The organism is Ornithinibacillus halotolerans (assembly GCF_014637405.1).
Classification (GTDB): Bacteria; Bacillota; Bacilli; order Bacillales; family Amphibacillaceae; genus Ornithinibacillus; species Ornithinibacillus halotolerans.
The window spans coordinates 1-23784 of record NZ_BMEY01000018.1 but is presented as its reverse complement, the minus strand read 5'-3'; the positions used below and the strand labels follow the sequence as shown (position 1 = coordinate 23784).

Annotated in this window: 31 protein-coding genes and 1 riboswitch; of the genes, 10 read left to right on the top strand and 21 right to left on the bottom strand. The window is 35.9% G+C overall.

The genetic code is table 11. From position 1 onward, the window contains the following. The first annotated feature begins 2 nt into the window (after positions 1–2). Together serA and IEV35_RS15255 are read left to right on the top strand one after the other, a co-directional pair. On the top strand, positions 3–1589 hold the full coding sequence (gene serA, locus IEV35_RS15260; protein ID WP_188385535.1) for a phosphoglycerate dehydrogenase: 1587 nt from the start codon (positions 3–5) through the stop codon (positions 1587–1589). 15 nt (positions 1590–1604) lie between these two features. Continuing rightward, a complete protein-coding gene (locus tag IEV35_RS15255) occupies positions 1605–2195 on the top strand; it encodes a hypothetical protein (RefSeq protein WP_188385534.1) in 591 nt (196 codons plus the stop codon). 30 nt (positions 2196–2225) lie between these two features. On the opposite strand, the gene IEV35_RS15250 is transcribed toward IEV35_RS15255, so the two are convergent. From IEV35_RS15250 to IEV35_RS15235, 4 genes are all read right to left on the bottom strand, one after another. Then, positions 2226–3014, bottom strand: coding sequence for an HAD family hydrolase (locus IEV35_RS15250; RefSeq protein WP_188385533.1), 789 nt, complete (start codon positions 3012–3014; stop codon positions 2226–2228). 9 nt (positions 3015–3023) lie between these two features. Then, positions 3024–3560 carry a nitroreductase family protein gene (locus IEV35_RS15245; protein WP_188385532.1) on the bottom strand — a complete coding sequence of 179 codons (537 nt, stop codon included), beginning with the start codon at positions 3558–3560 and terminating at the stop codon, positions 3024–3026. A gap of 783 nt (positions 3561–4343) precedes the next feature. Continuing rightward, positions 4344–4940, bottom strand: a complete 597-nt coding sequence (locus tag IEV35_RS15240) for a short chain dehydrogenase (RefSeq protein WP_188385531.1) — start codon at positions 4938–4940, stop codon at positions 4344–4346. A 115-nt stretch (positions 4941–5055) separates the two neighbouring features. Beyond that, entirely contained in the window at positions 5056–6471 is a 1416-nt protein-coding gene (locus tag IEV35_RS15235) for a DHA2 family efflux MFS transporter permease subunit (protein WP_188385530.1), read from the bottom strand. A gap of 260 nt (positions 6472–6731) precedes the next feature. Here IEV35_RS15235 and IEV35_RS15230 point away from each other — a divergent pair, with 260 nt between their 5' ends. Further along, positions 6732–7502, top strand: coding sequence for an NRDE family protein (locus tag IEV35_RS15230; RefSeq protein ID WP_188385529.1), 771 nt, complete (start codon positions 6732–6734; stop codon positions 7500–7502). 45 nt (positions 7503–7547) lie between these two features. Here IEV35_RS15230 and IEV35_RS15225 read toward each other — a convergent pair whose 3' ends face one another. Further along, a complete protein-coding gene (locus tag IEV35_RS15225; protein ID WP_188385528.1) occupies positions 7548–8243 on the bottom strand; it encodes a CBS domain-containing protein in 696 nt (231 codons plus the stop codon). A gap of 31 nt (positions 8244–8274) precedes the next feature. Next, positions 8275–8604, bottom strand: a complete 330-nt coding sequence (gene csaA / locus IEV35_RS15220; protein ID WP_188385527.1) for a chaperone CsaA — start codon at positions 8602–8604, stop codon at positions 8275–8277. A 208-nt stretch (positions 8605–8812) separates the two neighbouring features. Here csaA and pdxK point away from each other — a divergent pair, with 208 nt between their 5' ends. After that, positions 8813–9628 carry a pyridoxine/pyridoxal/pyridoxamine kinase gene (pdxK, locus tag IEV35_RS15215; protein ID WP_188385526.1) on the top strand — a complete coding sequence of 272 codons (816 nt, stop codon included), beginning with the start codon at positions 8813–8815 and terminating at the stop codon, positions 9626–9628. A gap of 61 nt (positions 9629–9689) precedes the next feature. Continuing rightward, a complete protein-coding gene (locus tag IEV35_RS15210) occupies positions 9690–10382 on the top strand; it encodes a hypothetical protein (protein ID WP_188385525.1) in 693 nt (230 codons plus the stop codon). A gap of 87 nt (positions 10383–10469) precedes the next feature. On the opposite strand, the gene IEV35_RS15205 is transcribed toward IEV35_RS15210, so the two are convergent. The 4 genes from IEV35_RS15205 to IEV35_RS15190 all read right to left on the bottom strand — a co-directional run bounded on the left by IEV35_RS15205 (position 10470) and on the right by IEV35_RS15190 (position 13462). Next, positions 10470–11756, bottom strand: a complete 1287-nt coding sequence (locus IEV35_RS15205; RefSeq protein WP_188385524.1) for a nucleobase:cation symporter-2 family protein — start codon at positions 11754–11756, stop codon at positions 10470–10472. Continuing rightward, positions 11756–12334, bottom strand: coding sequence for a xanthine phosphoribosyltransferase (locus tag IEV35_RS15200; protein ID WP_188385523.1), 579 nt, complete (start codon positions 12332–12334; stop codon positions 11756–11758). The genes IEV35_RS15205 and IEV35_RS15200 overlap by 1 nt, the downstream gene beginning before the upstream one ends. Positions 12335–12495: 161 nt before the next feature. Then, positions 12496–12597, bottom strand: a riboswitch (purine riboswitch). 125 nt (positions 12598–12722) lie between these two features. Beyond that, on the bottom strand, positions 12723–12935 hold the full coding sequence (locus IEV35_RS15195) for a sigma-70 family RNA polymerase sigma factor family protein (RefSeq protein WP_188385522.1): 213 nt from the start codon (positions 12933–12935) through the stop codon (positions 12723–12725). Then, positions 12917–13462, bottom strand: coding sequence for an FAD-dependent oxidoreductase (locus IEV35_RS15190; RefSeq protein WP_188385521.1), 546 nt, complete (start codon positions 13460–13462; stop codon positions 12917–12919). The genes IEV35_RS15195 and IEV35_RS15190 overlap by 19 nt, the downstream gene beginning before the upstream one ends. Before the next feature lie 120 nt (positions 13463–13582). Between IEV35_RS15190 and IEV35_RS15185 the strand changes: the two genes are divergently transcribed. After that, positions 13583–14044 (top strand): SRPBCC family protein, encoded by a 462-nt coding sequence (locus tag IEV35_RS15185; RefSeq protein WP_188385520.1) that lies wholly within the window; start codon positions 13583–13585, stop codon positions 14042–14044. A 1-nt stretch (position 14045) separates the two neighbouring features. After that, positions 14046–14240 carry a hypothetical protein gene (locus IEV35_RS15180; RefSeq protein WP_188385519.1) on the top strand — a complete coding sequence of 65 codons (195 nt, stop codon included), beginning with the start codon at positions 14046–14048 and terminating at the stop codon, positions 14238–14240. A gap of 312 nt (positions 14241–14552) precedes the next feature. Here the strand turns inward: IEV35_RS15180 and IEV35_RS15175 are convergent, their stop codons facing one another. Further along, a complete protein-coding gene (locus IEV35_RS15175; RefSeq protein WP_188385518.1) occupies positions 14553–15251 on the bottom strand; it encodes an SRPBCC domain-containing protein in 699 nt (232 codons plus the stop codon). Next, positions 15244–15564, bottom strand: a complete 321-nt coding sequence (locus IEV35_RS15170; protein WP_188385517.1) for a metalloregulator ArsR/SmtB family transcription factor — start codon at positions 15562–15564, stop codon at positions 15244–15246. The genes IEV35_RS15175 and IEV35_RS15170 overlap by 8 nt, the downstream gene beginning before the upstream one ends. A 160-nt stretch (positions 15565–15724) precedes the next feature. On the opposite strand from IEV35_RS15170, the gene IEV35_RS15165 reads away from it, so the two are divergent. Continuing rightward, the gene (locus tag IEV35_RS15165; protein ID WP_188385516.1) at positions 15725–16153 is read left to right on the top strand and encodes a DUF6376 family protein; all 429 of its coding nucleotides are present in this window, start codon (positions 15725–15727) and stop codon (positions 16151–16153) included. Between the two features lie 59 nt (positions 16154–16212). On the opposite strand, the gene IEV35_RS15160 is transcribed toward IEV35_RS15165, so the two are convergent. After that, positions 16213–16659 carry a DinB family protein gene (locus IEV35_RS15160; RefSeq protein WP_188385515.1) on the bottom strand — a complete coding sequence of 149 codons (447 nt, stop codon included), beginning with the start codon at positions 16657–16659 and terminating at the stop codon, positions 16213–16215. Positions 16660–16780: 121 nt separating this feature from the next. On the opposite strand from IEV35_RS15160, the gene IEV35_RS15155 reads away from it, so the two are divergent. Then, the gene (locus tag IEV35_RS15155) at positions 16781–17227 is read left to right on the top strand and encodes a GNAT family N-acetyltransferase (protein WP_188385514.1); all 447 of its coding nucleotides are present in this window, start codon (positions 16781–16783) and stop codon (positions 17225–17227) included. A 44-nt stretch (positions 17228–17271) separates the two neighbouring features. Here the strand turns inward: IEV35_RS15155 and IEV35_RS15150 are convergent, their stop codons facing one another. The 6 genes from IEV35_RS15150 to IEV35_RS15125 all read right to left on the bottom strand — a co-directional run bounded on the left by IEV35_RS15150 (position 17272) and on the right by IEV35_RS15125 (position 20745). Next, positions 17272–17718, bottom strand: a complete 447-nt coding sequence (locus IEV35_RS15150; RefSeq protein WP_188385513.1) for an SRPBCC family protein — start codon at positions 17716–17718, stop codon at positions 17272–17274. Positions 17719–17765: 47 nt separating this feature from the next. After that, positions 17766–18188 (bottom strand): FosM family fosfomycin resistance protein, encoded by a 423-nt coding sequence (gene fosM, locus IEV35_RS15145; protein WP_188385512.1) that lies wholly within the window; start codon positions 18186–18188, stop codon positions 17766–17768. A 3-nt stretch (positions 18189–18191) separates the two neighbouring features. After that, the gene (locus tag IEV35_RS15140) at positions 18192–18638 is read right to left on the bottom strand and encodes a GNAT family N-acetyltransferase (RefSeq protein ID WP_188385588.1); all 447 of its coding nucleotides are present in this window, start codon (positions 18636–18638) and stop codon (positions 18192–18194) included. Positions 18639–18669: 31 nt separating this feature from the next. Then, entirely contained in the window at positions 18670–19179 is a 510-nt protein-coding gene (locus IEV35_RS15135) for a GNAT family N-acetyltransferase (RefSeq protein WP_188385511.1), read from the bottom strand. Positions 19180–19493: 314 nt separating this feature from the next. Next, positions 19494–19865: a YybH family protein gene (locus tag IEV35_RS15130; protein WP_188385510.1), complete on the bottom strand. Its 372-nt coding sequence runs from the start codon at positions 19863–19865 to the stop codon at positions 19494–19496. Then, the gene (locus IEV35_RS15125) at positions 19855–20745 is read right to left on the bottom strand and encodes a TetR/AcrR family transcriptional regulator (RefSeq protein ID WP_188385509.1); all 891 of its coding nucleotides are present in this window, start codon (positions 20743–20745) and stop codon (positions 19855–19857) included. Before IEV35_RS15125 ends, IEV35_RS15130 begins: the two co-directional genes overlap by 11 nt. A gap of 161 nt (positions 20746–20906) precedes the next feature. Between IEV35_RS15125 and IEV35_RS15120 the strand changes: the two genes are divergently transcribed. After that, positions 20907–22427 carry a DHA2 family efflux MFS transporter permease subunit gene (locus tag IEV35_RS15120; protein ID WP_188385508.1) on the top strand — a complete coding sequence of 507 codons (1521 nt, stop codon included), beginning with the start codon at positions 20907–20909 and terminating at the stop codon, positions 22425–22427. Between the two features lie 34 nt (positions 22428–22461). Here IEV35_RS15120 and IEV35_RS15115 read toward each other — a convergent pair whose 3' ends face one another. Beyond that, positions 22462–22689: a hypothetical protein gene (locus IEV35_RS15115; protein ID WP_188385507.1), complete on the bottom strand. Its 228-nt coding sequence runs from the start codon at positions 22687–22689 to the stop codon at positions 22462–22464. Positions 22690–22724: 35 nt separating this feature from the next. Next, the gene (locus tag IEV35_RS15110; RefSeq protein WP_188385506.1) at positions 22725–23264 is read right to left on the bottom strand and encodes a hypothetical protein; all 540 of its coding nucleotides are present in this window, start codon (positions 23262–23264) and stop codon (positions 22725–22727) included. Positions 23265–23784: the final 520 nt, after the last annotated feature.

The window sequence follows — 23784 nt, the reverse complement described above, 5'->3', positions numbered from 1 at the left end:
CAATGACCTTTAAAGTGTTAATTACAGATCCGATTAGTGAGGAAGGAATTAGTCCCCTTAGGCAATCAAAAGAAGTGCATATTGTTATACAGACCAATTGGAATACGGAGGAATTAAAGCAGAACATTATTGATTTTGATGCGCTTATTGTTCGGAGCCAAACCCAAGTAACCCGTGAAGTGATAGAATGCGCTCCAAATCTAAAAATAATCGGTCGAGCAGGAGTTGGTGTGGATAATATTGATGTTGAGGCTGCAACAGAGAAAGGCATAATTGTCGTAAATGCACCGAACGCCAATACGAACTCTGCTGCAGAACATACGATGGCTATGCTGATGGCATTATCTCGAAAAATCCCACAAGCTTATTTGGCATTGAAAGAAAAACAATGGGATCGCAAAAAATATGTTGGAGTAGAAATCAAAAATAAAACACTAGGAATTATTGGGCTTGGACGAATTGGTGCTGAAGTAGCTTATCGAGCTAAGGGTCAGCGAATGCATGTCGTTGCTTATGATCCTTTTCTTACAAAAGAGCAGGCAGAAAAAATGGGCATCGAATACGGAAATCTGGATGATGTACTTCGTAAAGCTGATTTTATTACCGTTCACACTCCTCTAGTTAAGGAAACAAAACATCTTCTCAATCATGACGCTTTTGAAAAAATGAAAACTGGCGTACAGTTAATTAATTGTGCACGCGGTGGAATCATTGATGAAGATGCATTATATGAAGCTATTCTATCAAAGAAAGTTGCTGGAGCTGCGTTAGATGTTATGGAGGAAGAACCATTTTACCATCATAGATTATTAGATTTACCTGAAGTTATTCTAACTCCGCATATAGGAGCAAGTACGGTGGAGGCGCAAGAAAATGTGGCTATTGATGTTAGTCATGACATTCTTCATTTCATTAATGGAGAGTCGGTCAGAAACCCAGTGAACATGCCTTCCCTAAATAATGAAATCCTTCGCAAAGTAGAACCATTTTTTTACCTTGCAGAGAAACTCGGGGAATTTTTGATTTACTTAACAGATGATGTTATCGAAGAAATTGTGATTTCCTATCATGGTGATGTCATTGAACATGAATTATCTCCTCTTACTCGAAGAATTACAAAAGGGATATTAAAAAGACATCTTGGCACCCATGTCAATGAAGTAAACGCACTCCTTCTCGCAGATAAGAGAGGAATTCGAATTCAAGAGAACAAATCCTATACAAAACAAGGATTCTCTAATTTAATCTCTGTACAAACAAGCACGAAATCAGGAGTGAAAAGCGTTGCTGGGACACTGCTAGATGGCCTCGGTCCCCGGATTGTTAAAGTCGACCATTACCGAGTCGATGTCACACCGAAAGGACATATCATTGTCATACAGCATACGGACCAACCTGGCGTAATAGGACGAATGGGAAGTATTCTAGCCAAGCACGATGTAAATATAGCAACGATGCAAGTAGATCGTGCTGACATTGGCGGTGAAGCAATTATGATGTTAACCGTCGACAAACATATAGAGGGAAAAGTTTTAATTGAACTCCTAGCTTTAAACGATATCCATGATGTGAAAACAATAGACTTGTAAAGAAGGAAGTTCGGTATGAATAAATCTTTATTTAGTGGCAGTATCATTGTATTAGTTTTAGTAATCATTAGCATTTTAAGCCCACTAACTATATTTGCAGCCATCGATCCAGCTATCATACAAGAACGCCACGAAGAAGCACCATACCATATTCGTGGAAAAATAATTTCAGATGAATTAATAGAAGATGTTACGACCGATGATAAGCATCCAGAACAATTACGAAAAATGAAGATTCAATTGGATGAAATTATTAAATCTCAGTCTGAACTAAACTCCGTTGTAGAAATTGTTTATCATTATATCCCGAGTTGGAATAGTGCGGAGTATGTTGGTGGAAAAAGAATGGATATTGTCGTGAACGATGTGGTAGAAGTTTGGTTAGATGATTCCGAGCATGGATTAGAACCCGTGTTAGGTGGATATTCTGTCCATCATATTCATTATGAAGAAAACCGTCTCGAGCATATTCCAGAACCATTTTGGCATGGAGTCGTTCGGAAACTGGGAAGTGTAAAAGAATTGCCGTTGGATCTATTTATTATTAGCGGGCTTATTATTGTAATAGGTTGGGCCGTATTTAGAGGATTGAAAAAGTTTGGGTAATAAAAAACTAGCATCCTTTTCAATTGGATGCTAGTTTTCCTTTTCTTTTAGAATAGGAAGTAATTCCATTAGATGAGTAATTTCATAGGTTGGTAGTATGTCTTGTGTTGGTTTACTATGATGGTTAATCCACACATTTTTCATTCCAATACGATTAGAACCTAAAATGTCCGTGTGTAAATTATCTCCAACCATGATTGCTTCATCTTTAGTTAAGTTCGTAAGTCTTAACACATGTTGAAAAATAGATGGATCGGGTTTTCCAACGCCGAATTCTCCAGAAATAACGATGGTGTGAAAATAGGTTTTTAACTTTGGGATTAGATTTAGTTTTGTGTTTTGAAGGGAAGGAGCTCCATTCGTTAACATGACTAATTGAAACTTATTCTTTAACTTCTCTAAAATGGCAAAGGTATCTTTGTATACAAACGGAAATTGTTTTCGATATGTTGGAAAAGCTTCCGCTAATTCATTTGCAAATTGTTCATCTATAACATCTAATTCTTCTAATCCCTTTCTCCATGCTGCATGTTGATATTCTGAGATAATTTTATGTAGTCCTTTAAATTCTTCCCCTTCATCTTCAAATGTTCCCCATAACCCTTCGAATGGATTGATACCAATTTTCTGGGTAAATTCATAAGTGGAATACGATTTATATAACTCACGAGCATAGTAGCGAACATGCTCCTCAAGCTGTTTTGGATTAGTCCCGTATTTTTCTGTTGCTAATTGACAGGTTGCTTCAAAAGCTTTGTTAATACTTTTTTTATCATTTAATAATGTATCATCTAAATCAAAAATGATAGCCTTTAGCATTCGTTTCACCTATTTCGAGCTTTCGCCAAATTTTTCATAAAATACAACTTCTTCTCTCGGTACATGTTTCTTCGGATCTGGTGTCATTGATGGGTATCCAAGCCCTAATACCGCAACAATTCGCTGTTCATCAGGAATATTCAATAAATCCCTTACATACCCTTCCCTCTTCTCCGTTTCCTTCTGGTCTTCGGAATGATACACCGCACCAAAAGCGGAACCTAACCCTACTTCAACAGCTTCCAGCCATATAAACGCACAAGCAAATGATGCATCTTGTAACCAATATTTACTCACATTAGGCTTTCCTGTAACAACGATTCCTGCAGTCGCTTCTTTTAACCATTTCATATACGGAGTAGTTTCTGCTAATTGATCTAACATGTCTCGATTTTGCACGACAATCAAATTCTTCGATGGTAGATTATTTCCTGTTGGAGCAAATAGACCTGCATCTACGACTTGCTCAAGAATATTTTCTTGTATTTTTCGGTCTTCAAATTTCGTAATCTCACGACGATTTTGAATCGCTTCAAAAACATTCATTTTATCTCCACCTTTTTTAATTTTAGTTTATCATAGTTGGGATGTTTTTTTGTGGGGTGGGATGAGGGATTGGGTGATTAGACTATAGTTTGGGCGATTAGATCGTTTTTCGGGTGATTACACTGTAGTTTGGGCGATTAGATCGATTTTTCGGGTGATTAGAGGCGAAGTTTGGGCGATTAGACTGTTTTTCGGATGATTAGACTGAAGTTTGGGCGATTAGATCGTTTTTCGGGTGATTAGACTGTAGTTTGGGCGATTAGACTGTTTTTCGGGTGATTACACTGAAGTTTGGGCGATTAGATCGGTTTTTCGGGTGATTACACTGAAGTCTGGCCGATTAGACCATTTTTTGGCTGATTAAACCGCAGTCTGGACGATTAGACCATTTTTTGGCTGATTAGACTTTAGTTTGGGCGATTAGACCGTTTTTTGGGTGATTAGACTGTAGTTTGGACGATTAGATCAGTTTTTTGGGTGATTAGAGGCGAAGTTTGGGCGATTAGACTGTTTTTTGGCTGATTAGACTGTAGTTTGGGCGATTAGACCGTTTTTTGGCTGATTACACTGTAGTTTGGGCGATTTGACCATTTTTTGGCTGATTAAACCGCTGTTTGGGCGATTAAACCATTTTTTGGCTGATTAAACCGCTGTTTGGATGATTAGACCACAATTCGGGCTAATACACCAATCAACTGATTCCCCACCCCACTTCCCTCAACTCCGCCCAAACCCAAAAATAAAACCGAAGCAAAGAATTCTCTACTTCGGTATCTACCACGATTAATACACTTCGTAATTTTGGCCGGTTTGTGCTCCTTCTACGCTTTTACGATAAGCAAGGGCTACACGGCTTGCTGGAACAGGTGTAAATCCAATAAAGTATTGCTCTAATCTGTCCCATGATTCTTGGACAATGTTGGGACTAACACTGTTTATGCGAATTCCTCTAGGCATTTCAATGGCACTTGCTTTTACAAAGGATCTTACTCCTCCATTTGCCATTGCTGCAGAGGCACCAAAACGAATTGGATCATCCATCATGACACCAGTAGTTAACGTAAAGCTACCACCATCATTTACATAATCTAAACCAAGCAATACTAGATTAATTTGACCTTTTAATTTACTTTCAATTCCCCGTTCATTTATCTCAGGAGTAAGTTCCGATATGGAAGCAAAATTTGCTCCACCTGCTGCGCTAATGACGGCATCTACTTTTCCTACTTTACTGTACATATCTTTAATACTCTGTACGGATGTATGGTCAACAGAAACATCTAATCCATTTCTCCCTGCACGAATCAGGTCGTGATGTGCTAACACGTTACATATTTCTTTCCCAATTGTCCCACTCGCACCAACAACTAATATCCTCATCGGCATTCTCCTTTTAGATTATATATATCTATAACTTAACCTATGATAGACGGTATGTAAACTATTCCAAACCAAATAGAAAAAGCACTGAAATAGCCATTTCAGTGCTCCGCTTTTACGTATTCATTTTCCTTTTGTTTGGTTGATTATATTTAATAAAGAAAGTAATCACTAACCCTATCGCTGCCGTAATACCAGCGACTGCAAAGGCCATATTTACTCCATGAATAATTCCATCCAGTCCTCTTTCAGGTTGAGCAGTAGATGTCATAATGGTTACAAGTAATGCTGTTCCAATTGCACCAGCAATTTGCCGTAACGTATTATTCATAGCCGTACCATGAGGGAGCATTTCCCTAGAAAGCTGATTTAAGCCTGCAGTTGTAACAGGCATCATAACCATGGCAACACCGATCATTCGAAAAGCATGTACGGTTGCAATATACATAAAAGTTGTATTTGGCGTTAATACAGTTAACATAAAAGTTGTTACTGTTACCAGTATTAATCCAATCAATGACAACCATTTGGCACCAAACTTATCAAATAAACGACCTGTAATTGGGTTCATCAGTCCCATCATTATAGCCCCTGGTAATAATGCCAATCCAGATTCTACTGGTGAAAATCCTAACATATCTTGCATAAGTAGTGGTAGAATAACTGCTCCACCTATCATCGCTAGAAATACTGTCATCCCTAGAGCGGTTGTTAACGTGAAAATTTTGTCTTTAAAAATCCGAAATTCTAATATAGGTTGTTTTAATTTTAACTGTCTTAAAATAAACCATAGTAATGTTAATGCACCAATTAACATCGTAAGGATGACTTCGGCACTGGACCATCCTTTTGCTCCAGCCACACTAAATCCATATAACAATCCACCGAATCCTACAGTAGATAAGATAATTGATAAGATGTCCACTTTTGGAAATGTTTGTTTCGTGACATTCTTTAATACAACATAAGCTAGTATAATATCAATTACTGCTATCGGAAAGACAACATAAAATAAACTTCTCCAAGGATAATGCTCCACTAAATAACCTGATAAAGTTGGACCTATTGCAGGTGCAAAGGAAATAATTAATCCGAAGAGTCCCATAGCAGTTCCTCTTTTTTCAATTGGAAAAATGAGAAACATAATTGTTTGCATTAGTGGCATCATTACGCCAGCACCAGCCGCTTGAAGAACCCGTCCAAAAAGTAGTGTATAAAACTCAGGTGCAATTGCACAGATTAATGTACCTAATGTAAATGACCCCATTGCATATAGAAATAATTCCCTTGTTGTAAATCGAGCTATTAGGAAGGCAGTAATTGGGATCATAATTCCATTTACTAATAAAAATATCGATTGTAACCATTGAACCGTTGTATCGCCAATTCCTAAATCAGCTTTAATTACTGGTAATGCTGTAACTAATAACGTCTGGTTCAGGATTGCTACAAAAGCACCCGTTAATAATACAATTAACAACGGGCCTTTACGTATGGGTTCACTTGGTTGCATCTCATGATGATGAACCATATTGTAACCTACTTTCTCTTTTATCTCTTCTATTATTGATACCACCATAATGAGTTTTTATGTTTAATTTAAAACGGTAAAATAATACCCATTTTTTTCCGTATCAAATAGGTAGGTTACAATTATAGCAAAAAATACTTCTAGACACGAATTAATTGTTTATTCAATTAAACATGACGAATATCATGCATACTTATTCTTTTCCTCTCCTAAACATAACGATTATAATGAATATATAACTTTTTTGGAGGATCAAGCATATGTGTTTAATCTTATTTCAATATCAAAATCATCCTCACTATAAATTCGTATTAGCCGCTAACCGTGATGAGGCATATAATCGACCAACTGCTAAAGCTAGTTATTGGGAAGACGAACCAAATATTTTAGCTGGTCGAGATTTAGAACAGATGGGGACATGGCTCGGAATTACACGAGAAGGACGTTTTAGTGCTCTTACTAATTACCGCCATCCTGATCACATGCGCCCGAGCAAAATTTCGCGAGGAGAAATTGTAACGAACTTTTTAAAAGGACAGGAATCAACTGCTACTTATTTAGAGAAGTTAAGCAGTCAAAAAGAAGATTATGTTGGTTTTAATGTATTAATTGGCCAACCTGATGAATTGATGTATTACAACAATATAGAAGATAGAAAAACAGTAATTGAACCTGGTGTGCATGGATTAAGCAACCATTTCCTTAATACACCTTGGCCCAAAGTAGAAATAGGGAAAAGGAATATGCAAGAATATTTATCAAACAACAATATCGTGGATCCGAATGAATTATTTACTATCTTAGCTAATTCAGAACAAGCACGAGAAGAATCTCTGCCTGATACTGGTATCGGACTTGATTTAGAAAAAAAGCTTTCCCCATTATTTATCAATTTACCTGATTATGGGACACGTTGTTCCACTGTACTAACAATTGATCAAAATAACCAAGTCTTATTTAAAGAAAGAACATATAAAGCTGGTAAGTTCGTAGATGAAGTAACCTACGAATTTCAAATAGGAAGTAAATAAAAAATGAAGTTCAAACCATTTATTTGTGTTTGAACTTCATTTTTTTCATTCAATCCCCATAATGTCCCAAGCAGTAATTATACCTATTAATGTTTCATCTATCTGTCCATTTTTAGAAATCAATAATGCATCAATCCTGTTTCCTTTACCGATTTGTTCCTTAAATACTTCAACCGCTTCATAAACAGAAGTATCTGCACTAATGAATTGATAGTTATTTTCTTTCTGATACGTTAAAATCTCTTCAATTAATACATCTTCTACATGTTTATTTTTATTTTTATTTTTAGCAAGCCATTTTGTAATGCCGTTTTCCGTCATTAACCCCTTAAATTCTCTCCCATTGTACACAGGAAATTTAGAAAATCCTTTTTCTTGTATTGCATCTAACAATTGAGTAAACGTATCTTTCATATCAAAAGTTTTAACTTTCTTCTCAAATTGGGGGGTAACAAATTTTGGCTTAGTCATTTCCACTTCAATTTGTTCAATCTTTTCGACGATCGAATCATGTGGTTCTGCAATAACTAGTTCAGTATCCATTCGATTATGTACAATTGCATTTCTTAACTCCGCAAATTCTAATAAATCATCTTTATACTTACGAACAATTGCATTATATTTTGTTAATATCCTAACCGATTTTGCAAAACCAAATCCTTTACTGTTTTCTAACTCGGCATCCATTGCCTTATCAATTCGATTAAATGCTGTAATAAATCTTTCAGAGTTCCTTGCCATGAATGATTCTCCTTTTTTGTAAACCGAGCTATTACGAGATTTTCGTACCATTCTCTACTTCTTCGTCTGGACGTAATAAAACAACATCATCCTCCCCTGGTACCCCACCAAGCACTAAAACTTCAGATTTAAATCCTGCAATCCTTCGCGGTGGAAAGTTAACTACCGCCACCACTTGCCTGCCGATAAGTTGTTCGGCTTCATATCGTTTGGTAATCTGTGCAGAAGATTGTTTCATTCCTAGTTCACCAAAATCAATTTCTAGTTTTATGGCAGGTTTTCGTGCTTCAGGAAAATTTTCCGCCTTAACAATAGTCCCTATCCGCAAATCGAGCTTCATAAAATCATCAATCGTTGCCACTCATATAACCTCCTATAAACATAGAAAGCCCCCATTTATATCATGGAGGCTCATCTTAGTTGAAGTATTTACTATTATTACTATTGTACAGGGACTTATACTTTTGATAAAGGAATTTATGTGAATTTTTGAGTCACACCTCTTTATCTATAGAAAAAAATGTTATATCCTAGTAAAGTAGTATGACTTAATTTGAGGGGGTAACACCATGGCATTAAAAAAAGCATTAACCCTAGCAGGTTCAGATACTAGTGGCGGAGCGGGAATTCAAGCTGACTTGAAGACGTTCCAAGAACATGGTGTCTATGGTATGAATGCCTTAACATCTATTGTGACAATGAAACCTGATGGATGGAATCATGATGTAACAACAATTGATGTGAGCGTTGTTGAGAAACAATTAGAAACAACATTATCTGTTGGTATTGATGCGATGAAATCGGGAATGCTTGGCACCGTTGATGTAATTGAACTTGGAGCTAAGAAAATCCACGAACATCATATTGATAAATATGTACTTGATCCAGTAATGGTATGTAAAGGAGAAGATGAACTTCTTTTACCTGAAAATACCGATGCAATGCGTGCAGTATTACTACCTGTTTCACTTGTAACTACACCAAATTTATTTGAAGCTTGGCAACTTGCAGGCACTTCTGGTCCAATTAAAACGATTGATGGAATGAAAGAAGCTGCAGTAAAAATTCATGAACTTGGTGCAAAACATGTGGTAATAAAAGGTGGACGTGCCATCGAACATGACAAAGCAGTAGACTTATTCTATGATGGTAAAGATTTCTCACTTCTAGAAAGTGAAAAAATTGATACCACCTATAACCATGGTGCAGGCTGTACCTTTGCTGCTGCAATAACAGCAAACCTTGCCAATGGACAATCTGTATTAGATGCAGTAACAAATGCGAAAAAGTTTGTTTCCGCTGCTATTGAATATGGATGGCAATTAAATGATTACGTCGGTCCTGTTATGCATGGGGCTTATAATAAGTTTGTAGCTAATAATTAATAGTAAATTTTTAAGATACTCAAGGCTTTAATTTGCCTTGGGTATTTTTTTGTTCACATTTATGACTGTCCATCTTGAGTATGTGCTCGATCTCGTGGGGGGTGTGAACTTTCTTCTCGAATTTGTGGCCTACCCACGGGAGTATGCGCCCTTCTTTCTCGCGTATGTGACCTTCCCTCTGGTGTATGCGCCCTTCCTTCTTACGTATGTGACCTTCCCTCTGGTGTATGCGCCCTTCCTTCTCGCGTATGTGACCTTCCCTCTGGTGTATGCGCCCTTCCTTCTTACGTTTGTGACCTTCCCTCTGGTGTATGCGCCCTTCCTTCTCGCGTATGTGACCTTCCCACGGGAGTATGCGCCCTATCTTCTCACTTATGTGACCTTCCCTCTGGAGTATGCGCCCTATCCTCTCACTTATGTGACCTTCCCTCTGAACTATGCGCCCGTTCCTCTCACATTTGTGACCTTCCCAAGGAACTATGCGCCCGTTCCTCTCACATATGTGACCTTCCCTCTGAACTATGTGCCCTATCCTCTCACATATGTGACCTTCCCTCTGGAGTATGCGCCCTATCCTCTCACATATGTGACCTTCCCAAAGAAATATGCGCCCGCTCCTCTCGCATATGTGACCTTCCCTCTGAACTATGTGCCCTTCCTTCTCGCATATGTGACCTTCCCACTGAACTATGTGCCCTATCTTCTCGCATTTGTGACCTTCCCCCTGGATCATGCACCCTTCCACCCCAAATAAACTCAAATCCAAATGTATCACTCCTTACAAATACAACAAAAAGACACAAACCAACTCGGCTTGTGTCCTTCCACTTCAATACTTCCTTTATGCTTCTTTTTCCTGTAACACAGGTACAGGTTGTTTAGTAGGCAACATATTAAATACAATATTCAGTACAATTGCAGTGATACTACCTGCAACAATTCCATTACTTGTTAAGATTTGTACTCCACTTGGTAATTGAGCAAATAATTCTGGTACTACCGTAACACCAAGCCCCATACCAACAGAACAAGCAACAATCATGGAATTTCCAGTAGAAATGGAAATTTCTTTACTTAACATTTTAATTCCTTGAGCAATTACCATTCCAAACATAGCAATACTTGCTCCACCTAAAACAGATTTGGGAATGATCGTTGTGAAGGCTGCAATTTTCGGAACTAAACCTAATCCAACTAACATCGCTCCAGCAACAAGGATAACTTTTCGAGTTTTAACACCAGATAATTGTAATAGTCCTACATTTTGAGAATATGCCGTATATTGAAGAGCATTAAAAATTCCACCTAAGAAAATAGCTAATCCTTCTGCTCGATATCCTCTTGATAGTTCAGCTTCTGTTAACTTTTTCTTCGTCATATCACTAACTGCAAAGTAAACTCCAGTTGACTCTACTAAGGAAACCATAGCAACCAATGTTAAAGTAAGAATGGATGACCATTCAAAAGTAGGCGTTCCAAAATAAAATAGTTCCGGTAAACGGAAATAAGAAGCTTCTGCTACCGCACTGAAATCAACTTTACCCATTAATCCAGCAGCAATTGTCCCAACAATTAAGCCAAGTAAAATGGAAACTGAACGCATAAATCCTTTTGAAAAACGATATGTCAAAATAATAAATAATAACGTACCAAATCCTAACGCAATATTAGAAATTGAACCAAAATCAGCTGCTCCTTGACCGCCACCTAAGTCATTAATTGCAACTGGGATTAGCGTCACCCCAATGATTACTACTACTGTTCCCGTAACAATCGGTGGGAAAAATCGCACAAGTTTTCCAAAGAATCCACTAATAATTACAATAATTACTCCTGAAGCAATAATGGCTCCATACATAGTACTAATGCCAAATTCACTACCAATGGCGATCATGGGACCTACTGCAGTAAATGTACATCCAAGAACAACCGGGAGGCCGATACCGAAGAATTTATTTCTCACAACTTGTAAAAGTGTAGCAATACCACACATAAAAATATCTATGGCTACTAAATACGTTAATTGTTCAGCCGTTAAACCTAATGATCCTCCAATAATTAATGGAACGAGAATAGCTCCTGCATACATTGCTAACACATGTTGGATTCCTAAAGCTGTTGTCTTCATTAAAATTCCTCCCTAAACGTTATTTTGTTCTCACTCATTGAATCAATAATTGCTAATGACTCGACACGAACACCTTGTTCTCTTAACAAATCCCCACCAGCTTGGAAGCCTTTTTCAATGACGATTCCAACTCCGGCTAACGTCGCATTTGCTTTTTCAACAATATTTAATAGACCACGAACCGCCTGACCATTCGCAAGAAAATCATCAATAATTAAGACGGTATCGTTCTCCTGCAAGTAATCATTGGAGACAGATATTTCATTCGTTTCATTTTTAGTAAAGGAATGAATGTTTGCTGTCAAAAGAGAATCTACTAGAGTAAGAGATTTTCGTTTTCTAGCAAAAACTACAGGTACCCCAAGCTCTAATCCTGCCATAATTGCTGGTGCAATACCCGATGATTCAATGGTTAGGATTTTGGTAATTCCCGCATCTTTGTACAGGTCCGCAAATTCCTTTCCAATTTGTTGCATTAGCTCTGGATCTAGTTGATGATTGAGAAAAGCATCTACCTTTAACACTTCATCTGATAGTACTTTACCCTTTTCGGTTATTGCTTGTTTTAATAGATTCATGTTCATATTCCTTTCCGATTGATTGTTTACCAGAAGCTATGAAAGTAATTTCAAATACAAAAAAAGCTCGAAAATATACTCCTCCCTATGAAGAAGTAAATTTCCGAGCATAATATGCTTGAAAAATAGAATGATGAAATACACCAAAAAGATTGGCGTGTTGTCATTCAGTTACTTTTCATAGTCAGCTCATTTACGGTAAGCTGGTAGAAACTTGCAGGCCATATCCCCGCGATTATATGAAAATAGTATTGAATTGTTTTTAGTATAATGGCATACCTTTCGAAAATCAACCCCTTTTTCCGAATTTATTTCATTTATTTTATTCGATTGTTCGGTTTCCACTTGAATTTTTTGCCAAAATAGCAAGAATGCCTCTATTATTTATTTATTCCAATCTTTCTAATTTATCTGGATTTCGCACAAAGTAGATCTTATTTATTTTATTTGCTTTAATATCAAACAATGCTGCCAGTATTATTTGACTGTTTACTCGAACAATGATTGCTTCTTCATTGTTTAATGGACTATTTTCAATTTCCGTATGTTCACCAAATAAAGGCAGTCGCTTCAGTAAGCCAGCTAGGAAACGAAGGACCATTTCGGGAGAATGTATTGGTCGAATGGCTGCTGGAACCTTGCCTCCACCGTCTGAGTAAATCGTAATTTCATCAGATAATAATGGGAGTAATTGGTCAACATTTCCTTGTTGTAAGGAATATATATTTTATTTCCATGTTCAGCACTTATAAGAGGTATTCCACCTTTGTTTGAGTCGACAGATTGAAACACACTTCCAACCGCTACGACTGCTATATCATATGCTAGTGTGTTATCTTCATCTGATGTTTCTTTCAAATGAATAACTTTATCAACATGATTAATTGATGTCACTGCACCTTGGATTACTTTCAGATTAGTAGGGAATATTTTTTTCCATGGTATTTTAATGGTTGAATTTTTTATAGCTGCTGGTTTAAAAAGGAGAACTTTCTGTACATGATATGGACTTGGATCGACTAATATTATACGAAGCCTAACTGTTTGCCCCATCCTTCTTTGAATCGACCGGATAGCATGAATTCCAGCATAGCCCCCACCGATTATGATACATGTTAACGTAGACACAATTTCAACCCCTATCTTCTATTTATAAATTAAACGAAATAGGAGTTGTTTTTGTGACAATTTTTTGAAATTTATGATAATATGGAATTAGCGTTACTTGATGAGGTAAAGGAGAATAAAATGCCAATCGTAAAACATGAAGAATTTATCTCTGCACCTGTGGAAGTAGTCTTTGATCTTGCTAGAAGTGTAGATATCCATATAAAAACAACTGGAAAATCAAAGGAAATAGCAATCGGAGGAGTGACAGAAGGTTTATTAGAAGAAGGCGATATGGTCACTTGGGAAGCTACTCATTTTGGAATACGACAAAGGTTAACAGCTAAGATTATTTCGATGGATAAACCGAACGAATTTGTTGATATTATGGTTCGTGGTGCATTCCACTCCTTTCGACATACACACCAATTCTTTGAAATAGATGGAGGAACAAAGATGGTCGATATTTTTGATTATCGCTCTCCTTTCGGTTTCATTGGTGTACTAGCTGATAAATGGTTCTTAGAAAAATACATGGCAACATTTATTCGCAATCGAGCAAGGGAACTAAAAAAGTTTGCAGAAGAAAAGGGGGATGAGTAGTTTGAGAAAATTAGGAATCCTATTAGCCGGTTTTTCTTTATTAACATTGGCCTTAGTTATTGTTCTACTAAATTTAAGTGATGCGATGTTTTTTACAGCTGGGTTCGGCAGCGAGGAAACTAATTATTTACCTTATTTTCTGATTGGTATTGTATTTATATTTGGGATCTACCTTGCTTTTTATAATGAGCGATAAATTTTCTTTGGGGCTGAGGCGAACGTTCTTCTACATAAAAACCGGATTATACGATTTGGGTGCAACTAACCCGCTCCGGAAATATACTTCGCTTTCCGCGGGCGGCTGGTGAGCCTCCTCGTGCTATCACACTGTGGGGTCTCACCTATGCCTTTCCTCCCGCAGGACAAGGAACGCTTCGTCAGCGAAACATCGCACGAAGAAAAAGCGTTTTCCTTTTTCGAGGAGTCTACGTATATTTCCGGAGCTAATGTATCGTATTATTCGGCTTTTAAATTAGAAATTTATTATTGTCCCATCTTCTTTTTATTGTTAATATGGTACAGGATATGCATCCAATGGACATTCCATGCTAACTTCCTCTTTGCCACGTAAGATGGTTAATGTAACAGTAGAACTAGAATCTTTCGCATTTAATAGCTGCTCAAATGACTGATAGCCAGTTACTCGATCTTGATCCATTTTTATAATTATATCTCCTGGAAGTAATCCTGCTTTATCAGCTGACGTTCCTTCTTTCACTGCTTGTACTTTTGTACCTGGAATTTCCTCATTAGAAGAATGTGAAATACCAATCCACACTCTCCAAAACCTGTTCCGTTGATCTTGATTTGCCTCATATACACTCTTTAAATTGCCTAGAAATTGTCCTGTTCCAAAGAGCATGTTCTCCTTAGCTACTGCATCCATTTCATTAATAAATGGTGCATGATATGTTATACGCACACGAATTCCATTATCAACCTCTTCTAATTCTGTAATCGTCTGAAAATCTCCATCTTGGCTTTGCATCACAAAACGTTTTAAAGGTTCAATTTCCGTATAAATACCTTCCGATGTTGCACCCCAGCCATGGTTTAGGAATCCCTTCCCACCGATCCGAAAATCTACTTTAGCCTCTTTCGTATACCAGCGATTTAAATGTTCCTCTTTTGTTAATGCATCCCAAACCTTTTGAATCGCTGCTTTCACAATAATTTCTCGACTAACGGAATCTTTCACTTTAATCATCTCGAATGTCTCCTTCTTCCACATATTTTTTTAAACTTACGAGTTGATCATCTAGTAAATCTCCGATGTATTGAAGCATTTCCTGGTAAGCTTCGTGCAGTAATTCAGTATTTAAGGAATAAACCCTAAATCTACCATGAACATATGATGTAATCATTTTCTCTTCTAAAAGAACCGTTAAATGCTTCTTAATTGCTGGCTGAGAGATTGCAAATGACTCTACTATTTCTTTTTGGGTTTTGTTACCTTCTTTTAATAACTGTAAAATTTCTCGCCTTGTTTGGTCCCCTAATGCACGATATACATCTGTCATTTCTCTCACCTCAATTATATAACCATTTGGTTATATATAGGTTATCGTATTATAACCTTCATGTCAACAATTTTCAGAAAAGTGTTAAATAATAGGAAGACGACAACTTTTGCTAAACATGTTATCCTAATGGTAACCTATTCATCAAAGGAGACCTTACATGAAGAAAATAATTAGCATCTTTCTACTATCTACCATCCTATTTTTATCTGGATGTGGATTTTTAGAAGAGACTCAAAATACAATTAACTATGCAACAGAAGCAACTGAATATTTGAATGAACTAAGTACCTTTGCGGAAGAAATTCAATCTTCTTTCGATGGAAATGTAAATGAGCAAGAATTAGAAAATATGTTAACAGACATCGAAGGGATGGCGGAGCAATTTAATACGATTGAAGTTCCTGCCATTGCTGAAAGTGTTCATCATAATTTAGTAGAAAAAAATGAAAAACTTATTCAGACAATTGATCATATACAAGAAAATGGCGAAGTAGCAATTGAAGAAATTAAAAATACAGAGTTATTTAAGACGATTGACAGTATAACGAATTTGATGAATCAAATTGAGCAGCTGGGATTTGAATAAATAATATTAAGGAACCCCTTATTTGTTATGGGGTTCCTTTTTATTGTGTTTTACTCATTTCATGCTAATTTATTATGTATTTGCTTTAAATGGTGTTGATCATGTTTCAGAAAGATTTTGATAAAGCTTTCACCAGAAAATTGCCTTTTTCCCTTTCCTATCGTAAATCTAGTTTCAGGCTTTACTTCTAAAATGCTGTCGATGAGTCTTTTTCTTGTTTTAATAAATAGATCAATAATAGTTTCTAAGCTTTTACCTTCTAATTTAGCAATTCCCTCGGCATTATGTTCATCATGGTCTGGGAATGGTGGCAAATTTGCGTTCTCTTGCATCTTCGGAACCATTACTTCCACATTATATTTATCCCAATAATATAAATGTCCAATAATCTCTCGAATTGACCATTTCCCTTCCTGTATTGGTTCTAATAATAATGTATACTCAGTATCGCTTATTTTAGTAATCTCATCAATCGTACTCTCAAATTGTTGGTATGTTTTATTCATATTAATTCCCCCAATCCAACTGTTATTTTTTTTCTGAAAAATAATAATGTTTTAACTCCAATTACATTGTAAAATAAAATAGTAGATACGGAAAGCTAATACTGAAAAAAGGAAGAGTTTAATGGAAATTAATACGGAGAGATTAAAGTTATTACCGTGCACCGAAGAATTAATGACATCTGTCACATATGAATTAAGACCTCATATAAAAATGCACTTACAAGATCTTCTTATTGATTCTAGTCTATTAGGTTGGGGACCGTGGTTAATTATCGAGAAAAAATCAGACCAAATTATTGGTGATATCGGATTTAAAGGAAAGCCAACTTTAAATAACACAGTAGAGATTGGATATGCGGTCGTCCCTGTTGCACAAAATAATGGGTTTGCTACTGAAGTAGCACAGGCAATAGTAGACTGGGCCTTTACTCATGATGATGTAGATATGGTTATTGCTGAATGCCTCGAAGATAACATTGCATCTATAAAGGTGTTAAAGAAATTAGGAATGACTGTAGTTGGAGTAGAAAAACAGATGTTGAAATGGCAGTTACATAAGCATGTATAAACAATGAAGGAATTCACCTATTAAAGGAAATTCCTTCCGTTTTATCAATGAACCAATGAGGCCCTTAAATCACTAACTCCATGCTCTAAATAGGCTTTTAAACAAGATAGCGTATACACCCAACCTTCTTTTTGGCCCAACATTTTATTAAATAATTCTTTGTCTTCAGCTTTCCAGCCAGACTCCGTTACTTCAATGGTCGTACTATTATCTTCTAATTTTTGAAAGGTAATGGTAACAACTGTTACTTCTCCCTGTTCTTGTCCCCACGTATAAACAATTTTCTCATCTTGCTTGATTTCCTGAACATTAATTGTTCCTACTGCCTCATATTCCGCATATGTTAATGTAATTTGTTTTCCCTGTTCCCAACGTTCTGAACTAGAGGTGAACCAAAAATTCCCGATTTTATTTGGATCTACAATCGCTTCAAACACTTCTTTTGCTGATCTTTTTATGTTCATTTTTGATGTTACTTCTGTTTTGCTCATCTAGGACATCCTTTCAATAAATATACTAATTAGCTTCCTAACAGTCACTAATCAAAAAACTTCATGTGTGGCTTTGTTTCCTTATAGTAATCCATTCTATCCTTCAATGTACCTGTATGAAACTCAAATTTGTGTCCATCTGGATCAGTGAAATAGATAGACTTCTTATCTCGGCTATCTCGTTTACGACTTTGTAGTATTTTTACATTTAGACTTTTTAATTTTTCATAACAACTATCGAAATCCTCATTATCAATTGAAAAAGCAATATGCGTATAGGATTGAGAGATTTCATTCCTTGGTATATTTTTTTCTTCATTTAACGCAAGCCATAGTCCATTTAAATCAAAATATGCAGTAGTTCTACCTTTTACTAGTAGCTTTGCATTAAATACTTGTTCGTAAAACTTAATAGATTTTTCTAAATCAGAAACAGAAAATAATAAATGATTGATTGGACCAACCTTCATTGTTTAATCTTCCTTTACCATTACTATAAACTTTTGGTCGTTTCGTAGGAATTCACATGTTTTTTCGAAGTTGAACTTTTCATATAAACGGATTGCCCGCTTGTTAAAATCAGCAACGGTCAATCGCAAACAGCCACTATTCTTTTCCATTACTTGTTTTAATATATACTTGAAAAACTCAGCACCTAACCCTTTGCCTGTTAAATCAGGTCTCATCCCTAAACCAATATCAATACAGTCATTTTCATATGCGCCAACTTGGTTACCGGCAGGTACTTGAGCATCTTTACCAGTGCAAAAGAAACCAATTACTTTTTCGTCCGAGACAATTGCATGATAGGAAGGGCTAGTTAATTCCAAAATTGCTTCACCTGATAATACATTATTATATAAATCATACGGTTTTTCATATTTCCAACTAAGAATTTCTATTGCATATGTATCCGTCATCCTTCTAGTTGTCCAATTCAATTACTTCCCTCTATTCTTTGTCTAAACTTAATGTCATATATTCTTCATCAAAGTATACATTATTAATTTTTAATGCCCTCTCCTCTAACCCGAATGTTTGAAAACCAAACTTGTTATAGAGTGCTTTAGCACCATGATTAATGGATACAACCGTTAAATTTATAGAAATAATCCTATCTAGTTCCCGGGCTTTTTTTATAGCGGCATCTAACAGCCCATACCCTATTCCTTTTTCACGAAAAGATGGGGTCACATACATTGCAAAAATATTTGCCTTATGTTTTAGCTTTTCCTTAGATTCTGGAAGTAATGTTATCATTCCAATAAGCTTTTCATCTTCAAATGCCCCAAAAGTATAAAAATTCTTTTGGGCAAAGCTTTTTTCATATTGTTTTATTGCATCTTTATTTCGAATAACTTCCTCATAACTTGTGGCAAATGCTTCTGGATTTTCTTGTAAGGCTTCTAAACGAAGAGCATAGTATTGCTCAGCATCACTAGGTTGTAATAGACGAATCATGTTATCAATCCTCCAAAATTGATCCTATTCTATTATTCTAGTTTTGTTGTCGAAAATCCTTTAATTAGAGAAGATTTTGTAAAAATATTATTAGATGGAATTTAGCGAAATGATCAATTAGTAGAAGTAATAAAAATGGGGAGAAAGATAGGATGAGTACTATGTACCATTGAATAACGAAAGAAACAGGAATCATAAATTATCATTGAGCCGTAACGAGATTAGGGCGCTCAATGTATGCAACTAAGCCATCAACAAAAAAAGAATAACATTTACAAGAAATGTTACTCCTTCTTTTATCAATAGTTCCTCTATTAATTAGGCATTGGACTCAAATGCTCATGTATTAATTTCCATTCTCCGCTTGATTTTTTAACAAAAACATTTGTTGCTCTACCTTCCCCGCTAATAAATTCACCATTATAATAACCTTCATAATGATACGTATACAAACACGTTGCTGTTTTATCTTCTACAACAATCCAATTGACGTCTACTGCAGAATACACTTCTTCCTTAATCGTATTCCATGCGTTTTCAAAATAATTACCAATATCCTCAAGTGTTTCACACGTTCGATTGGAAAACCAATATACCGCTTGTTCATCTAATACTTTACGCACATTACGAAAATCATGAGTATTTGTTGCTTCAATATAATTCGCTAATGCTTGTTTATATCCCAATTTTATCCTCCTTTTTATCGAGAAACTTTTTCGTTAATTGAATGATTTGTCTAACTTCATGCCATGACTTCGTTTTCTCAAATAAGTGATGCAATGATAGTATAACACTTTCGATTAAGAACTCTCTCGGCTCATCAGTTACCAGTTCTTCTTTTAAGAATAGTAGGTATTTCTTTTGTTTTGCATTAGCAAAGGGGGACAATTCTTCTATTTTTTGTATTATTTGATCACGAATTTCCATTGGTTTATTCGTATCCATTTCATTACCAAGCCAACCAGGAGAAAAGAACCGTTCACCTGTTTCGAGTTGATTATTAATCATAGGTCTCAACCTTTTTAATAGGAAACGAATAACAGTCTCTGCTTCAACATCCTGTTCAGTTCCCATTTTCCATGTATGCATAAAATGATGAATCATTCCTACTAACATCACTGCTTGGTCAATAGAATAATCAATTGTTCCTGGAGTATAAATCTCACTAATTCTTTTCGCTGTCCAGTTAACTTCTGTCTGATACTGTTTCCTTAGGAACTTTTTAATTCCAGGGTCGTCCAAATGAGCAATGGCATCAAATAATGCCAGCATACTATATTTCCGATTCATATTCGAACGAACCGCAATTTGTTGAATAAAAATTTCCTCATCATTACGATTTTTTCCGTGTTCAAGCTCCATCCGTTTTTGATCACCTTCAGCCTGAACCTTTTCCAGTATAGCTAATAAACATTCGTTCTTCGAGACAAAGTAATTATAGAAAGTCCCTTTAGAAATTTTGGCTTCCTCAATAATGTCTTGAATAGATGTTGTATGGAATCCTTTTTTTATAAATAATTGATGAGCGGTATCTATAATCCTCATCTTCCGTTCATTTATTTTCATTTTTCATCACCTTATTGGAACATTAGTATAATCTTATTTAAACGTATAAACCTTATTATTTCAAATGAAACCAGTTATATATAAATTTCCCTATTGCCAAAATTGTACTGTCGGTATAAAATACATAAGTGCTATGTGAAACGGAAGGTAGGTTGAAGTGAATGACAGAAATTAAAACACAAGAACAAAAACCCCCTTATGGTATAATTGCAATTCTTTTTATTGGGGCGTTTGTAGCTATTTTAAATGAAACATTTTTAAATGTTGCATTACCTTCTATTATGGAAGAGTTTCAAGTGAAACCTGCCGTAGTACAATGGTTAGCAACAGGATACATGCTTGTTAACGGGATATTAATTCCAGCAAGCGCTTTTTTTATTCAACGATTTACGAATCGAAGCATTTTCATTGCTGCGATGTCGTTATTTACAATTGGTACGTTACTTGCTAGTATTTCACCAACATTTGGTATATTACTAACTGCAAGAATGATTCAAGCATCCGGATCGGCTATCATGATGCCCCTACTCATGAATGTTATGCTTGTTGCATTCCCAATTGAAAAACGTGGGCAAGTGATGGGATTCTTTGGCTTAGTCATGATTGTAGCTCCTGCACTTGGACCAACATTATCTGGAGTAATTGTTGAACACTTTAGCTGGAGAATGCTATTCAATATCGTTTTACCTTTCTCCATCTTCTCACTTGTTTATGCAATCTTCCGTCTGAAGAACTTTACACCACAGAATAAGATTAAATTAGATGTGTTATCTATTATTTTATCAAGTATTGGTTTTGGTGGATTACTATATGGTTTCAGTTCAGCTGGTGATTTAGGTTGGAATGATCCACTTGTTTATGGAACAATTATCGCTGGTGTCATTGGACTTGTTTGGTTAATTCTTCGCCAATTTAAACTTGAAGAACCATTATTGGAATTTAGAGTGTTTAAATATCCGATGTTTGCTCTTTCTTCTGCAATCTCGGTTACGATATCACTTGCATTATTTTCTGGTATGATTTTAGTCCCAATTTATTTACAAACTGTTCGTCCATTCTCTCCAACAGAAGCAGGATTACTTATGCTTCCAGGAGCAATTATCATGGGAATTATGTCACCAATCTCTGGTCGACTATTTGATAAACATGGGGCAAGAGGATTAGCTATTATTGGTTTAACGATCGTCATTGTAGCTACATTCTTCTTTAGTAAGTTATCATTAACTACACCTTATTTACTAGTTGCGCTAATGTTCTCTATTCGTACATTCGGTATGTCACTAGTAAATATGCCTGTTATGACCAATGGATTAAATCAATTGCCAATGAAAGATTATCCACATGGTACAGCTGTAAATAATACGTTGTCCCAAGTATCGGGCGCAATTGGTTCAGCACTACTTGTAACAGTGATGAATAAACGAATGGAATTTCGATTAGAAGAAATGGCTAATGAACCAGTAGATATGAGCCTAATCGATCCAAATTCTAGTGTAGATGTACCGACACAAATTGGAAATATTGCCATGTTAAATGGGATCAATTTTTCATTTTTAGTCTCAGCGATTATATTAATTGTTGCGTTAATTTTGGCCTTTTTCATCAAAAGAGTTCCGGTTGGAAAACCTGTATCAGAAACGGCAGTAGCACCGGATGAAACTTCAAAAATAGAAGAGAAATAAAAAAGTCGTACCACAATAGTTGTGGTACGACTTTTTATATATTCATATTTTCTACACCAAGAATAAGTGGTAATAACATAATAGCAATTCCGATGATGATAATTATGAGTCCAAAAAATCGATTAGAGCGTTTATCTTCATAAGTTACACCCTGTTTTAGGAAAAAGTCCAGTAAAGTAGGCGCTTTTCCAGAGAAAATAAGATAGCCGAATACTATAAACACTAGACCTATAAAAAGTACAATAAATACTTGAAACGGCACTTTCGTCACTCCTAGTTAAGTATTGTTTAGTATTATTAATTATAACTAAACATCACATTTCCGTCCCGATCCATTACATCAAATGTTATCGAATGAGAATCCGCCACTTCTTCAGAAAGTACATCTACAAAAATATGCCTTTTATTAATATCTACTTTATTTTTCATTAATGTTCCGTCCTCATTACGAATTTCATAATCTACTTGTTTTGCACCCGGATAATTAAAAACACCGCCCCAAATAATATTTAGTGAATTATTCGCTTCTTCACCTAATGTATCAAAGTGGATAAATTCAGTCTTTCTACCAATATCCACTGCCATGGAGAAATCATCATTTGTATTAATTACATACCGGCCAAATCGATTCTTTTCAAAAGTACTTCTACAAATAACATAATCTCCGCCTGAATCTTTAGTAAGAAAAATTACTACACCGACCTCATCATTTTGATATAAAATTTCTGGTATATCATGTTCTCCGTAACCACTGTTACTTAAAGCCCCTTCGAGTGTTTGTGTTGAACAGCCAGTTATGATGAGGATTAGTAATAAAAAAAACAGTAACTTTCTCATTTTCTCCTCCCTATACTAAGGCTATATATGTATGTGCCCGTTTTCTTTATTTATATGGAATTTATATTGATATAGTTTTATCATTGCGAGGGTTAGAATTAAATTGTGAGGATTCTCCTACTCTCTTATATATAGACGTTTATCGAATGGAAAAAGTTTCAAATTTTTAAAAATATAGTCAAGAAGTCCTATGTATCTTTGAAAATTTCAATAATAAATAAGAGGCTGAGACAAAACTATTTCTAACATAGGAAAAACCGAACATTAAACTAGAGCATCAGACCCGCCCCGGAAATATACTGCGCTTTCCGTGGGCGGCTGGTGAGCCTCCTCAGAGCTAACGCTCTTGCGGGGTCTCACCGATGCCTTTCCTCCCACAGGAGTCTCCGTATATGGACCTGCACCCCAAAAGTTAGAGTAAAAAATAACTTTTGGGGTGATTTTTTATGGCAACGTATAGTGAGGAATTTAGGGAAGAAGTTGTGACTGAATATCTGGAAGGACCTCTTGGATATAAGCT

Bases quoted from the DNA above. Each gene is read 5' to 3' on its own strand.
- serA (WP_188385535.1), top strand. From the start codon at position 3: ATGACCTTTAAAGTGTTAATTACAGATCCGATTAGTGAGGAAGGAATT.
- IEV35_RS15255 (WP_188385534.1), top strand. From the start codon at position 1,605: ATGAATAAATCTTTATTTAGTGGCAGTATCATTGTATTAGTTTTAGTA.
- IEV35_RS15250 (WP_188385533.1), bottom strand. From the start codon at position 3,014: ATGCTAAAGGCTATCATTTTTGATTTAGATGATACATTATTAAATGAT.
- IEV35_RS15245 (WP_188385532.1), bottom strand. From the start codon at position 3,560: ATGAATGTTTTTGAAGCGATTCAAAATCGTCGTGAGATTACGAAATTT.
- IEV35_RS15240 (WP_188385531.1), bottom strand. From the start codon at position 4,940: ATGAGGATATTAGTTGTTGGTGCGAGTGGGACAATTGGGAAAGAAATA.
- IEV35_RS15235 (WP_188385530.1), bottom strand. From the start codon at position 6,471: ATGGTTCATCATCATGAGATGCAACCAAGTGAACCCATACGTAAAGGC.
- IEV35_RS15230 (WP_188385529.1), top strand. From the start codon at position 6,732: ATGTGTTTAATCTTATTTCAATATCAAAATCATCCTCACTATAAATTC.
- IEV35_RS15225 (WP_188385528.1), bottom strand. From the start codon at position 8,243: ATGGCAAGGAACTCTGAAAGATTTATTACAGCATTTAATCGAATTGAT.
- pdxK (WP_188385526.1), top strand. From the start codon at position 8,813: ATGGCATTAAAAAAAGCATTAACCCTAGCAGGTTCAGATACTAGTGGC.
- IEV35_RS15210 (WP_188385525.1), top strand. From the start codon at position 9,690: ATGACTGTCCATCTTGAGTATGTGCTCGATCTCGTGGGGGGTGTGAAC.
- IEV35_RS15205 (WP_188385524.1), bottom strand. From the start codon at position 11,756: ATGAAGACAACAGCTTTAGGAATCCAACATGTGTTAGCAATGTATGCA.
- IEV35_RS15200 (WP_188385523.1), bottom strand. From the start codon at position 12,334: ATGAATCTATTAAAACAAGCAATAACCGAAAAGGGTAAAGTACTATCA.
- IEV35_RS15195 (WP_188385522.1), bottom strand. From the start codon at position 12,935: ATGGTCCTTCGTTTCCTAGCTGGCTTACTGAAGCGACTGCCTTTATTT.
- IEV35_RS15185 (WP_188385520.1), top strand. From the start codon at position 13,583: ATGCCAATCGTAAAACATGAAGAATTTATCTCTGCACCTGTGGAAGTA.
- IEV35_RS15175 (WP_188385518.1), bottom strand. From the start codon at position 15,251: ATGATTAAAGTGAAAGATTCCGTTAGTCGAGAAATTATTGTGAAAGCA.
- IEV35_RS15170 (WP_188385517.1), bottom strand. From the start codon at position 15,564: ATGACAGATGTATATCGTGCATTAGGGGACCAAACAAGGCGAGAAATT.
- IEV35_RS15165 (WP_188385516.1), top strand. From the start codon at position 15,725: ATGAAGAAAATAATTAGCATCTTTCTACTATCTACCATCCTATTTTTA.
- IEV35_RS15160 (WP_188385515.1), bottom strand. From the start codon at position 16,659: ATGAATAAAACATACCAACAATTTGAGAGTACGATTGATGAGATTACT.
- IEV35_RS15155 (WP_188385514.1), top strand. From the start codon at position 16,781: ATGGAAATTAATACGGAGAGATTAAAGTTATTACCGTGCACCGAAGAA.
- IEV35_RS15150 (WP_188385513.1), bottom strand. From the start codon at position 17,718: ATGAGCAAAACAGAAGTAACATCAAAAATGAACATAAAAAGATCAGCA.
- fosM (WP_188385512.1), bottom strand. From the start codon at position 18,188: ATGAAGGTTGGTCCAATCAATCATTTATTATTTTCTGTTTCTGATTTA.
- IEV35_RS15140 (WP_188385588.1), bottom strand. From the start codon at position 18,638: ATGACGGATACATATGCAATAGAAATTCTTAGTTGGAAATATGAAAAA.
- IEV35_RS15135 (WP_188385511.1), bottom strand. From the start codon at position 19,179: ATGATTCGTCTATTACAACCTAGTGATGCTGAGCAATACTATGCTCTT.
- IEV35_RS15125 (WP_188385509.1), bottom strand. From the start codon at position 20,745: ATGAAAATAAATGAACGGAAGATGAGGATTATAGATACCGCTCATCAA.
- IEV35_RS15120 (WP_188385508.1), top strand. From the start codon at position 20,907: ATGACAGAAATTAAAACACAAGAACAAAAACCCCCTTATGGTATAATT.
- IEV35_RS15110 (WP_188385506.1), bottom strand. From the start codon at position 23,264: ATGAGAAAGTTACTGTTTTTTTTATTACTAATCCTCATCATAACTGGC.